Raw genomic sequence first — 11,876 nt, 5'->3', positions numbered from 1 at the left:
ATTTAAACCAGCCGACGAGGTCTACGCGCGGCCCCGGCAAGGTCGGATCGGTACATTCCCGGAATTCAATTCCGTGCACGAGGAAGACGTGGAGATCAAGCACGAGAGCTCACCATGGAAGAGGCGGCGTCGCTCCCTCTGGTCGGCTTGACCGCGTGGCAAGCGTTGATCGAGAGGGCGAACCTGTAAGCGCAGCAGAAGGTTCTGATCCATGCCTCCTCCGGCGGCGTCGACACGTTCGCGATTCAACTGGCCCGGTATCTCAACGCAATACGTCCGGCCGTCAATCGTCAATCAGGTCCGTAACTTCGAATCAGTCCAAGCAGCAATGTATTACGTTGAACAGGAGCGTGCAAAGGGTAATGTCGTCATCAAGGTCGGATGATAATTCCCTGGTCAGTTGGAGACGGTCAGCTTCCGTTGCTCATCGATTCGCCAGACGCCATGCATCGCCGAGGGCCGAAGCCCGCTTCGTCGATCGGGCTGCTATGCACACCGGCATCTCGTCGACCGCGCCGCGAGCTGATGGAACTCGGAAAGGTCACCTTCTGCTGCCGCAGCCGGTGCCGCGCAGAAGGTGCGAGGGGGGCGCCACGTTGGAGAAGGGTCCTGCCGCGACGAGCGCGGCCCCGCGGATCCGGGATCGGGTACTTCGTGCGCTCGAAGCCCACGAGGACGGTACCACCTCGGGCGCCGACATCGCCCGAACTTTGTTCGTCAGCCAGTCGCACCTTCGACGGTTGTTGCGTCGGGAGGGAGTATCGCTACGTCAGTTGCGCGATCAACACCTCGCCGCGCGAGCTGTCGAGGAACTGCTCCAAGGCAAACCGATCACGATGCTTGCCCTCGAACTCGGCTTCTCCGATCCCCGGGCCTTCCGCCGAGCATTTAAGCGGTGGACCGGATCGACCCCCAGCACTTTCACCCGACGGATAAACCCCTCCACGACAGACGTTCCGTCGACACCTGTCGGTGACGAGTCAGAACTGGTGTCCGCGGTCAGCAGGCAGTGAATGAAAGGCGAAACCGTGGAACAACGCAGAATTGTATTGCTCGGTGCGAAGGATATACCGGGCAACGAGTGCTCCGAGAACTGCTCGCACGCGGTGAGACGCCGACCTTGGTCGGCCGAAACCGCACCAAAATGGTGGCCCTGACCGACCGCTTCGAGGCCAACATCCCCGTGGCCCAGGTGGATATCACCTCGACGCCCGACCTTACGCGGCTCCTGGAACCCACCGATGTGGTGATTTCTACGGTGGGGCCATTCTTGCAGCTCGGTCTGGCGACGGTCACCGCGGCGGCACAGGCGGGGGCTCATTACTTCGACTCCACCGGGGAGGGAACCTTCGTCCGGCGTGCCTTCGAGTTGGATTCCGTCGCGGCCGCCCGCGGAGCGTCCGTCGTGCCGGCGTTCGGCTACGACTATGTGCCGGGCAACCTCGCCGGCGCGCTCGCGCTGACGCGTGCGGGTGATCGGGCAACCCGGATGGAGATCGGCTACTTCCTCACCCGTGCCGGACATGGTGACCCGCTGCGCTACCGAAGCGGCCTGCATGACGTCTTCACCCTGACCACCGGGGGCACGCGGCAGACGCTGGTCAGTGCGGCGGCCGATGACGCGTTCGCCCACCGCCTCCCGCACGCCGGGGCTCCCGCCCGCCTGGTCGACGAGCGCGTCGGCAAGCGTGTGCGCACCTTCCGCTACGCGGGCATGAACCGTGCGGCGATGACCGTCGCCGGCTCCGAGCATCTCGGCCTGCCGGAAGTCTTCCCCCAACTGGAGAGTATCGACGTGTGCATGGGGTGGTTGGGGCGATGGACGCGCCCGATACGGACGGCCACCGCGCTCTCTGCGCCCCTCCTGCGGACTGCGCCGGCGCGGGCCGCACTGACCTGGCTGTCCGAGCGGCGCCCCGGATCGCACCGCGAGCCGAACAGCGACGGCCGTTCGCTGGTCATCGCCGTCGCGCGCGACGACTCCGGTCGGGCTCTGGCCACGACAGCCCTGACCGGACCCGATCCCTATGAGATGACGGCATCGCTCTTGGCCTGGGGCGCCGTCCACGCGGCAGCACCGGATTCCGTCCTCGCACCCGGCGTGCACGGTCCTATCGCGGCCTTCGGGCTCGACACCCTCCGAATCGGCGCCATCGAAGCCGGACTCCACGACGTCGACGAACCGTCGGCCCGCGTGGGCCACACGAGGATGCCGACCCGACAACTCGAAGTATGAATCGGGCATTCGGGTGACCGGCGACCAGCGGCAGACCCTCCGGGCGCCCGCGCCAACGTCTTCCAGCGGTCACTCTGAGCGAACGGTGGCGGAAGGTTACCGCCGTTGATGCGTGTCGACGTGACTTTCGGGCATGAGCGCAGGTCGGGACTTGTGCGCGGTATCCGCGATGTACGGCCTGCCTACGCTCGCGAATTAGCGAGGGGGCCACCGAATGCGCCTGCCAGGCGCTGGTCGAGATAATCGAACAACCGACGGACGATATCGCCGACATCGGTGGCGCCGCCGGCCAGTCGGCGAGATTATCGATGCCAGATGCTCGCTACCTGGGGCGACGGTCGACGGTGTCAGCCACGAGCTCACGCTTGTCACGGCTGGGCCGAGCACCCGATCACCACCCCCTCAACCCAGCTGATTGTTGACCCTCACACCGATGACACAGACAGGAGCATCTCGGTGATCGAACCGGACCGGAACCGGGCACTGTGCCGCCGGAATCCGCAATTGTGGGGCGACACCGCCGACGCAGCGAACACGAGCGTCGAAACTCCGGCACAGCGCTCCATCCGCCACCGCGCGGCGATTACGTTCTGTCGAATGTGCTCAGTGATCGACACGTGCCGAAACGAGGTCGCACTCGCGTCGAATCCAACCGGAGTCTGGGCCCGGTGAGGTTTACCCGACGCCCGGTCACCGGATCCACGGTGAGCGCCAATCGAAGACCGATTACAGAACCCATGCGGTCACCGCGGCACGCCAGGTCGGTCGCCCGGCAGGGATTAGCGGTGATTCCTCCGATGCGGCCTTCACCGATCTGATCACCGCCATCCAAGCGCAACGTGAATCAAGGGAGGCATCGAGCACGAGTTGAAGGGTGTGGCTCTCTCGGCCAGCGTCGGGGTAACCGCACGCCGAAAGGCATCCTCTATGAATGTGACCGATGGCAGCAAGGCGCATCTTCGAACCTACCGTCCAAGATCAAGAAGTTGTTGCAGGGCAATGGGATCCGCGCCGCGAACGTAGTTGTGGGACTGTGCAGGTCGGTGCATGTCACGCGGGCTGAACCGGTCGGTGAGCGGGTGACCCTCGAGGTCCATCGCAAATGCGATCGTCACGCGCCGAGAGCTCCAGTTGTCCTTGCGCTCCGGGTAGAAGGGAGGGGGCGCTGGCGCCAACCATCATAGCTACTACGGCGATGAGGGAAACAGCGATCCTGCCCCGGTGCCGAGGTCTACCCGGATCGGCTCGGCGAGCTCATATGCCCTGTCTGTTCGCGCGATGCTGGACAGACACCGGCAACGAGTCCGACCGCGCGAGAACGGATTCAGAGGCTGATCATGTGGCCGGTGAAGTCCGTGAAACCGTTCCTTGCAACGTTTCGCTGAGCGTTGTGGGGTGTGGCCACTCCGCGCGACGGAAGCCCTGAGGCCCCACGTCTGCGCAGCAGTTGTCCGAACTCGGCATCAGCGGACAATCTTGACGAACCCGAGGGGCTTGCTCAGTCCTTGCGCGTTGCCGTTGACGGCGAAGGGGAACTTCGCCACCTACACGTCGTCGCCCTCATCGCGTGCTGGTTTGCTCGGCTAGGGCTTGCTCTTCAGCGAGTTGGAGCTTGGCAGTCACGTCACCGATGGACGCACGGGGTAGGCACCGAAGTACGCGTGGAGTCGTCGATGGCGATCGCTCCCCGTCGCGGAGGGGCGTCGAGGCGAGTGACCTCACCACGACGTACGACCTGGCCGCACGCCCTGCACGCCGCGACCGCGTGGTATTCCTCGCCGCAGGCGTGCTCGAACCTTGTCGGCGCGCCTGATTCACCTGCCAGATGGCGATCGCCGAACTCACTCATCGTCGTGATGATCGGGCCGAGTGCGTGACCCAGGTCCGTGAGGTGGTACTCGAAACGTGGCGGTCGCTCCTCGTACCGAACGCGGGTGACGAAGCCTTCAGCTTCGAGACGGCGTAGTCGCGTGGCGAGAATGTCGCGTGAGGCGCCGGTGTAGCGCGCGATCTCGTCGAACCGATGGTTGCCGAGCAACAGCTCACGCACGGCGAGCAGTGTCCATTTCGCGCCCACAAGCTCCAGCGTGCGAGCGGTGGAACAAGCACGCATCTGCGATGTCATGGTGACGAGGTTACGCGGGTTGGAACTCACAACCCAGTCCGTTGGAAATCAAAACTAACTTCGTTACCGTGGAAATAGGGTGGTTTCACCTTGACCGACTACGGGATCGACAACCACGTAGGCCGTGGTCATGTTCGACGGCGTGCTGGGCCTCCTCCCGGTCAGGGATGTCGGCGGCTGCGCCGACTGTGCTGGCGAAAGAACGGAAGACGATTGTGCGGCTCGGTAGCGGAATTGAGAGAACTGGAGCTGCAGTAGTAGCTGCGTAGTGCTCGTGTGCGCGATTCCGGCCTGGTCGGTTCGTTTCCGGCAGCGGATCGGCTTCGGGGTAAGACCTTGACAAGGTTTATGAGCACACTCATAATTGAGTATGCTCGGCTAAGGTGTGGAGTGAAGCTCAGGAGATGGACATGGCCGGTGCTCATCGTTCACGGTGGCCGTGAACGGATGGTGCCGGTCGCGAAATGCCACCGAGGTGGCGCGCCGTCTGCCGGGCACACACATGGTTGTACCCGGACTCCGGTCATTGGGGTCGACTTTCACACTCGCCGCGAGTTCGGCGCCGCCGCAAGGGACTTCCTCTGCCGTGAGCAGCGTGCCCTGCGTCAGCCCGGGTCCATCACCGAAGAAGGAGTATCACGCTATGAGAGCGTTCGTCGTCGACAAGTACAAGGGTCCACTGCAGGAGCGGGACGTGCCCGAGCCCGTAGTCGGGGAGGGTGATGTGCTCGTCCAAGTGCAGGCCGCCGGACTCAATCAACTCGACGAAAAGATCCGGGCGGGCGAATTCAAGCAGATCCTGCCGTACACGCTGCCGCTGATCCTCGGCAACGACGTGGCCGGCACCGTCCTCCGGGTCGGCGCGCGGGTACGGGGGTTCAAGGCCGGTGACGAGGTCTTTGCCCGGCCGGACAAGGACCGCATCGGCACGTTCGCCGAACGCATTGCCGTCGCCGAGACCGATCTGGCGTTGAAACCGGCCTCGATCAGCATGGAGGAGGCGGGTTCGCTTCCATTGGTGGCGTTGACCGCGTGGCAGGCGCTCGTCGAGCGCGGCAACGTACAGCCCGGGCAGAAGGTCCTCATCCACGCCGGTGCAGGGGGAGTCGGGACGATCGCGATCCAGCTCGCCAAGCACCTGGGTGCGATTGTCGCGACCACGGCCAGCGCCACCAACACCGACTTTGTCCGCGAACTCGGTGCCGACACCGTCGTCGACTACCGCAGCGAAGACTTCGAGCAGGTCCTGGGTGGCTACGACCTGGTGCTGGACAGCCTGGGCGGGAAGAACCTCGAGAAGTCGCTGCGTGTGTTGAAGCCGGGTGGCACGGCGATCGGGATCGCCGGACCACCGGACCCGGCCTTTGCCCGTGAGGCCGGCCTGAACCCGATACTGCGCCTGGCGATCACCGCCCTCAGCAACCCCATTCGCCGCCAGGCACGAAAGCTGGGCGTGAACTACCAGTTCCTCTTCATGCGCGCCGACGGCGATCAGCTACGCCGCATCGCGCACCTGGTCGACACCGGGGCGCTACGTCCAGTCGTCGGACGTGTCTTTCCATTCGATCAGACCATCGAGGCTCTGGGGCGGCTCGAGCAGGGCGGCATCCGCGGCAAATCCGTGATCAGCAACACCTGACCGCACGCACCGACCGGACCAACCATCCCCGTCCTTACGCCAATCTCACAGCACGAATAACACCACCCCACAACACGAACGACAATCGACAGCGCAAGGGAACGTCATGAACACCAGCAACCACACACCAGAGAACATCACCACCACGTACAAAGACGCTCCGTCCCGCACCGTCACCGCCGGCGGAGTCACCTACGCCTATCGCGAGCTGGGACCGAAGGGCGGAATCCCCGTCGTCTTCTTCGTCCACCTCGCCGCGACCCTGGACAACTGGGATCCCCGCATCATCGATCCCATTGCCAAGAAGCACCATGTCATCGCTTTCGACAATCGTGGCGTCGGTGCCTCCACCGGCACCGTCCCCGACAGCATCGAGGCAATGGCCGACGATGCCGTGACGTTCATCAACGCCCTCGGCTTCGACAAGGTCGACATTTTCTCGTTCTCCCTCGGCGGCATGATCGCCCAGGACCTCGTCGTCAAACACCCTGAACTGGTGCGCAAACTGATTCTCACCGGCACCGGTCCCGCCGGTGGGAAGGACATCGACAAGGTCGCAGGCACCACCTATTACGACACGCTGCGGGCGACCCTGACTCGGTCGGACCCGAAGGAGTTCCTGTTCTTCAACCGCAACGCCACCGGCAAACGCGCCGCGAAAGCGTTCGTGAAGCGCCTCGAAGAGCGCACTGCCGACCGCGACGCATCCATCACAGTGAAAGCATTTCAGACACAGCTGAAAGCGATCAAGAAGTGGGGCCGGGCAACGCCGGTCGATCTGTCCACGATCACTCAGCCCACCCTGATCGCCAACGGCGATAACGACCGAATGGTGCCCTCGGTACTCTCCGAAGACCTCCACCACCGAATCAAGGGCTCCGAGCTCATCATCTACCCCGACTCGGGTCACGGCGGCATCTTCCAGAACCACGACAAGTTCGTCCCCGCAGTGCTCGAGTTCCTCGCCCACTGACCGGACGCGTGCGTCGTGTTCGCGCGCACAAGAAATGGGAAGTGCCATGAGCACGTCACCGTCGAACGCGCAGCCACACGTGTTAGGAAGCATCTTGCGTCCTCAATCCTCTTGTGAATGGTACTAATCACCATCGCGACAGGGGCTGGAATCTTGGGAAGGGGCCGCACTCGGCGATCATCTCGGCGACTAATGGTCTGGAAGACCATCAACATCCACCTGGCCGAGGTCAATCCGGGACTGTGGCCGGCGGCATCGAGACTGATATCCCGGTCGAACGCACGTTAGACGGGGACCACCGGGACTGTCACTTGATCCTCTGTCAAGCAGCGGCTGCGGCGACAAACAGTGGTAGATCTGCGGCCATCGCTTTGAAGACGGCGTCCGAGAGTCTGCGTTTGAGGATGCGAAGTGCTTCCATTCCACCGTCGCCGCTGGCCTTGCGGGCCAACAATGCTCGCGCGTCGGGATGACAGCGGGCCTGAGTGAGCGCGATGCGGTGGATTGCGGCATTGAGCTGACGGCTCCCGGTGCGCGAGAGTCGATGTCGAGCGCGGTTCGACGACCATACCGGAAGGGGCGCGGTCCCATTGTGCCGTGCGAACGCATCCTTGGAGTGAAATCTATCGACACGAGCGGTCTCACCGACCAGCTTCGCTGCAATGAGCGGTCCGCACCCAGGAATCGCCAACAAGGACGAAGCCAGCGCAGCGATCCGGGAAGTGATCTCCCCTTTGAGTTCGTCGATCTCGACAGTGAGGCGGCGTAGGTGCTCGACGAGTCGGGGCCACCAGTTCGGCGACGAGACCCCAAGTGTTCGACAGATGCGCTTGAATCTTGTCGAACGCGCTGGTCCCGCCGGTTTTCGTCGGCGCCTTCCACCCGGGATCGAGCTCGTGAAGGTGCCAGCGCTGTCGTGCGATGATTCGAGTCCGTTCGGCAACGAGGTCTTCGCGACGGTCGACCAGAAGCTAAGAGCTCGCGTTCTGTGCCGTCGAGGCGGCCTTCGGGCAGATCGGGCTCACGCAGGGCCGCGCGTGCGACTGCGAGCGCGTCGATTGGATCCGACTTGCCGTAGGTCGCGGACGTTCGCTTCAATTTCGGCGGGACGCGAACTATTCGTTCGCCGGAGTCGATGCGGTGGTCGGGTTGTCGGTGGTTGCTCGTCGGTGATTTCGGGCGGTTCGCTTCGGGCGAGAAATTGGTGGCCTACCTGGGTCTGCATAAAAAGATTCGGCAGTCCGCGAATCGGTCGGCCAGTCACGGTCACGTCGCCAAGTCCGGTCGTGCAGATGACGTCACGGACTTGCGGCATGCCGGTCGAGGCGCCGTGGGTTGCCTCCCGCGCACCAGGACCGCCAAAGGGCGTTCTACAACCGGATCAAAGTACGGCGCGGACCTCAAGTCGCGGTGGTGGCGACGGCGCGAAAGCTGGCCGTCCTATGTTGGCATCTGACCGTGTCCGGTGAGAACTTCGCTTTCGCCCGGCCCAGCAAGTGGCGTTCAAGCAGCGCAAGCTTGCCCTCACCGCCGGCGCTCCGCGCGTGCGCATGCCCGCCGGGGTCCTGGCGACGACTACAACGACAAACAGTTGCGCCGACACGAGCGAGAAGTGATCGAGGTTGCCGAACGCACCTACGAAACACTTATCGCAGGATGGCAGCCGCGGCGGCCGAATCACAACGCGACCGCAGCCTTCCAGGGTCGATCCAGCGGACGTAGGGTGGCCGACGCCGAGGTCAAGGCACCCGCTGCGCGGTGGCCTGGCGGCCAGCACCGACCGCGGACCCGGGCCGCCCACATGCTCTGAACCGACCGCGGAAAGGAGGTGATGAACGGTCCTGCTGACGAGTGGAGACTTGACGATTACATCCGTCGGTGACACGTCTGATCTCGGGCGTCTCCGCGATCCACGCTTACGAGGTGTCCGAGGCACGGCCCTGCGACAGGGGGCCGGGGATCAATCGAGCCGCCGGTGTCGGAGCCGCTCTGGCCTATGCGGAGGACGGCACGGTTCTTCCGTGCTACCAGCAGTCCTGTCTATTGACGTTGCTCGATCACGGGCGGAGGCGTCGCGGCCATTTGCGTGGTGGCCTAGACGCCTCCGCGTGGTTGGTCAGGCGTCTGCGGCCTTGAGTTGGGGGTAGAGCGTATCGATGGGAGCGCTGAGTCCGGCCTTGAGCTGTGCGGAAGTTTCGTCAGCGAGAACCTCGTACTCGCCGGCCTGGACAGCATCGAACACGGTGCGCACAAGCTCGGCAGGGTCAAGCTTGGGGGCGGTGGTGTGTGCGGCCATGGGGGTGTCGACGTAGCCGACGTGCACGCCGACGACGTGGACGCCGTCGGCCGCGAGCTCGAGGCGCAGTGAATTGGTCGCGGACCACAGTGCCGCCTTGGTGGCGCTGTAGATTCCGGCGACCGCCCACCAGCTCAGTGCGGAGTGGATGTCGATGATCACCGACTCCTTCTTCGCCGACAGGATTGGCGCGAACGCACGGGCCAGGAACAGGGGGCCGAGGAAGTTCGTCTCGACATTGGTGCGGATTTCCTCGTCTGTGTGGGTGAGGATACCGGCACTGGACACCGACGCTCCGGCATTGTTGATCAACACTGTCACGTCCCCGGCCGCCTCGACTGCAGCCCGGATGGAAGTGCGGTCGGTGACGTCGAGAGTCAGGGGGATGATGCGTTCGTCGTCCCATGTGCGGGGGGTGCGGGCGGTGGCATAGACCTTGCTCGCACCGCGGGCGAGGGCGTCGTGGACGAAGTGGGTTCCGATGCCGCCGTTCGCTCCGGTGACGAGGACGACGGATCCGTTGAGTGAGGGCATCTTCACGTTCTTTCTGTATGTACGGGTGGTGCACCGGTCGGTGCGGGTCGGGAATGGGGTGCGGGCTGCCCGTCCCCGGTTGAGTCAAAGAGGGTGCGGCTCAGGAAGGGCGGTCAGGCGGGGGTCAGTGCCGGGTAGTCGGTGTATCCGGCTGCATCGCCGCCGTACAAGGTGGTCTGGTCTACCTCGTTGAGTGGGGCGTCGATCCGCAGGCGCTCGACGATGTCGGGATTCGCCAGTGCGAAACGACCCAGCGGCGCGATGTCGGCGAGCCCGGTGTTGATATCGTCGGCGATCTGCTCGCGGGTGCGTCCGTATCGGACTACGAGCAGCGCGGTTGGCCATACGTCGCGGAACGAGCGGAGCAGTTGGTCGTCGCCGATGTGGTGAATGTGTAGGTAGGCCAGGTTCAGTGTGGCGAGCTCACCGACCAGGTGCCGGTACTGGACTCGCACGCTGTCGGGGTCGCCCTCGTCGATTCCTCCCAGTGGCATTGCGGGGGAGAGGCGGATGCCGACTCGGTCTGCTCCGATCTCCTCGGCCACCGCGGTCGCGACCTCGATCACGAACCGAGATCGGTTCTCCACTGATCCGCCGTAGTGGTCGGTGCGGTGGTTGGCATTCGGAGACAAGAACTGGTGCAGCAGATACCCATTTGCTCCGTGGAGCTCCACGCCGTCCGCGCCGGCGTCGATCGCGGATGCTGCGGCGTGACGGAACTCGGCGATCACGGCGGCAATGTCGGTCACGCTCAGCTCACGCGGCAGCGGCGTCTTCTGTGCCCCGGTTGCGGTGAACATGTCCTGATCGGCGGAGATCGCCGAGGGGGCGACCGGTTGGCGGTGGTGCGGGGTGTTGTCCGGGTGCGACATCCGGCCCACATGCATCAGTTGGATGAACAATGCTCCGCCGCCCGCGTGGACCGCGTCGGCGACGCCCCGCCAGCCCGCGACATGTGCCGGTGTGTAGATACCCGGCGTGTTCGGGTATCCCTGCCCGTCCTCGGAGGGCTGGGTACCTTCGGTGATGACCAGTCCGAGCGATGCACGTTGGCCGTAGTAGGTCGCGGCGAGAGCGCCGGGGGTGCCGTCGGGTTCGGCTCGGTTGCGGGTCATCGGCGCCAAGGCGAGCCGGTGTGGAAGTTCCACGCGGCCGAGTGTGAACGGCTGCCAGAGTGGGGAACTGGTCATGAGACGGTTGATCCTTTACATCGATCGGTCAAGGAAGGTCACCGCAGACTGGAGTCGAGCAGTGCTACGCAATCCACGTCGACGAGGAATGATGCGCACGGCGGATGCAACTCCGGGCATGAGTGACTATACTCAGAACCGAGCGTAGTCAGAATCTATTCCGAAGGATCCCCGTCATGTCAGTCACATCCCGGTCGGTCGGTCGTCGCGAGCGGAACAAGCAGCAAAAGCTCGACCGCATCACCGCAGCTGCTCGCGAGCTCTTCACCGAGCACGGGGTCGACGAGGTCACCACTCAGCAGATCGCGGACAAAGCCGACATCGGTACCGGGACGCTGTTCCTCTATGCGAAGACCAAGAGTGAACTTCTTCTGCTCGTGCAGAACTCCAGTTATGCCGACGCGCTCACCAGAGGCAGGGTGGCCGCGGAGAGCACGACCGACGTGCTCGAGGCGGTGATCGCGATCGTCCGTCCGGTCGTGGAATGTAACCGAACCCAGATCGACAACGGGCGAACCTATTTGCGGGAAATCGTATTCGGTGACCCTGAGGAACCCCATCACCGTGACGCGCTTGCCCTGACCGTGCAGACCGAGGAAGCAATCGCTGCCGTATTGCAGCGCGACGAGAGTGTCAGCGCACCCGATGCAGCCACGTTGGCGCACATCGTATCCGCGATCATGCTCCTCAGCATGGCGGCCACGACGAACATCGCCAGCACCGTCGACGACATAGTGCAGGACATCGAACACCAGGTTCGTGTCCTCCTTCAGCACTGAAACCTCGTACAGAATCGAACACCTCCGTAACCGCCTTGCACGTTCCGGGGGTACGGTCGCCGACCGCAACAGCAGTACAGGATCTGCTGGTCCGCAACTTCACT

9 protein-coding genes and 2 pseudogenes are annotated in these 11,876 nt (G+C 64.0%); 6 read left to right on the top strand and 5 right to left on the bottom strand.

Features of this window, described 5'->3' with window-relative positions; genetic code table 11:
* Nucleotides 1-362 precede the first annotated feature (362 nt).
* Both PSR88_RS16115 and PSR88_RS16110 read left to right on the top strand, forming a co-directional pair.
* Entirely contained in the window at nt 363-1,013 is a 651-nt protein-coding gene (locus PSR88_RS16115) for a helix-turn-helix transcriptional regulator (protein WP_411755669.1), read from the top strand.
* Nucleotides 1,010-2,236 (top strand): saccharopine dehydrogenase NADP-binding domain-containing protein, encoded by a 1,227-nt coding sequence (locus PSR88_RS16110; RefSeq protein WP_272943394.1) that lies wholly within the window; start codon nt 1,010-1,012, stop codon nt 2,234-2,236. Before PSR88_RS16115 ends, PSR88_RS16110 begins: the two co-directional genes overlap by 4 nt.
* A gap of 1,441 nt (nt 2,237-3,677) precedes the next feature.
* On the opposite strand, the pseudogene PSR88_RS16105 reads toward PSR88_RS16110, so the two are convergent.
* Nucleotides 3,678-3,926 (bottom strand): annotated as a pseudogene (locus tag PSR88_RS16105) (dihydrolipoyl dehydrogenase); the annotation flags it as partial.
* A gap of 141 nt (nt 3,927-4,067) precedes the next feature.
* Nucleotides 4,068-4,349 (bottom strand): annotated as a pseudogene (locus PSR88_RS16100) (winged helix-turn-helix transcriptional regulator); the annotation flags it as partial.
* A gap of 655 nt (nt 4,350-5,004) precedes the next feature.
* Here PSR88_RS16100 and PSR88_RS16095 point away from each other — a divergent pair.
* Both PSR88_RS16095 and PSR88_RS16090 read left to right on the top strand, forming a co-directional pair.
* Complete coding sequence (locus PSR88_RS16095; protein WP_016882047.1) at nt 5,005-6,000, top strand: NADP-dependent oxidoreductase; 996 nt, start codon at nt 5,005-5,007, stop codon at nt 5,998-6,000.
* A 106-nt stretch (nt 6,001-6,106) separates the two neighbouring features.
* Entirely contained in the window at nt 6,107-6,973 is an 867-nt protein-coding gene (locus PSR88_RS16090; protein ID WP_016882048.1) for an alpha/beta fold hydrolase, read from the top strand.
* Nucleotides 6,974-7,295: 322 nt separating this feature from the next.
* Here the strand turns inward: PSR88_RS16090 and PSR88_RS16085 are convergent, their stop codons facing one another.
* Nucleotides 7,296-7,664: a transposase gene (locus tag PSR88_RS16085; protein WP_411755679.1), complete on the bottom strand. Its 369-nt coding sequence runs from the start codon at nt 7,662-7,664 to the stop codon at nt 7,296-7,298.
* A gap of 444 nt (nt 7,665-8,108) precedes the next feature.
* On the opposite strand from PSR88_RS16085, the gene PSR88_RS16080 reads away from it, so the two are divergent.
* Entirely contained in the window at nt 8,109-8,429 is a 321-nt protein-coding gene (locus PSR88_RS16080; protein WP_083853078.1) for a transposase, read from the top strand.
* Between the two features lie 660 nt (nt 8,430-9,089).
* Here the strand turns inward: PSR88_RS16080 and PSR88_RS16075 are convergent.
* Both PSR88_RS16075 and PSR88_RS16070 read right to left on the bottom strand, forming a co-directional pair.
* Nucleotides 9,090-9,803: an SDR family oxidoreductase gene (locus PSR88_RS16075; RefSeq protein WP_029538998.1), complete on the bottom strand. Its 714-nt coding sequence runs from the start codon at nt 9,801-9,803 to the stop codon at nt 9,090-9,092.
* Between the two features lie 113 nt (nt 9,804-9,916).
* Nucleotides 9,917-10,993, bottom strand: a complete 1,077-nt coding sequence (locus PSR88_RS16070) for an alkene reductase (protein ID WP_016882051.1) — start codon at nt 10,991-10,993, stop codon at nt 9,917-9,919.
* 176 nt (nt 10,994-11,169) lie between these two features.
* Here PSR88_RS16070 and PSR88_RS16065 point away from each other — a divergent pair, with 176 nt between their 5' ends.
* Entirely contained in the window at nt 11,170-11,772 is a 603-nt protein-coding gene (locus PSR88_RS16065) for a TetR/AcrR family transcriptional regulator (protein ID WP_016882052.1), read from the top strand.
* The last annotated feature ends 104 nt before the right edge of the window (nt 11,773-11,876 follow it).

The organism is Rhodococcus sp. DK176 (genome assembly GCF_038447315.2).
Taxonomy (GTDB): domain Bacteria; phylum Actinomycetota; class Actinomycetes; order Mycobacteriales; family Mycobacteriaceae; genus Rhodococcus_F; species Rhodococcus_F jostii_A.
This window is presented reverse-complemented; position numbering and strand designations above follow the sequence as displayed.

What these genes read in the sequence shown, in the direction of transcription:
- PSR88_RS16075 (WP_029538998.1), bottom strand. Translation starts at nt 9,803, where the DNA reads ATGCCCTCACTCAACGGATCCGTCGTCCTCGTCACCGGAGCGAACGGC.
- PSR88_RS16095 (WP_016882047.1), top strand. Translation starts at nt 5,005, where the DNA reads ATGAGAGCGTTCGTCGTCGACAAGTACAAGGGTCCACTGCAGGAGCGG.
- PSR88_RS16090 (WP_016882048.1), top strand. Translation starts at nt 6,107, where the DNA reads ATGAACACCAGCAACCACACACCAGAGAACATCACCACCACGTACAAA.
- PSR88_RS16070 (WP_016882051.1), bottom strand. Translation starts at nt 10,993, where the DNA reads ATGACCAGTTCCCCACTCTGGCAGCCGTTCACACTCGGCCGCGTGGAA.
- PSR88_RS16065 (WP_016882052.1), top strand. Translation starts at nt 11,170, where the DNA reads ATGTCAGTCACATCCCGGTCGGTCGGTCGTCGCGAGCGGAACAAGCAG.
- PSR88_RS16080 (WP_083853078.1), top strand. Translation starts at nt 8,109, where the DNA reads ATGCGGTGGTCGGGTTGTCGGTGGTTGCTCGTCGGTGATTTCGGGCGG.
- PSR88_RS16115 (WP_411755669.1), top strand. Translation starts at nt 363, where the DNA reads ATGTCGTCATCAAGGTCGGATGATAATTCCCTGGTCAGTTGGAGACGG.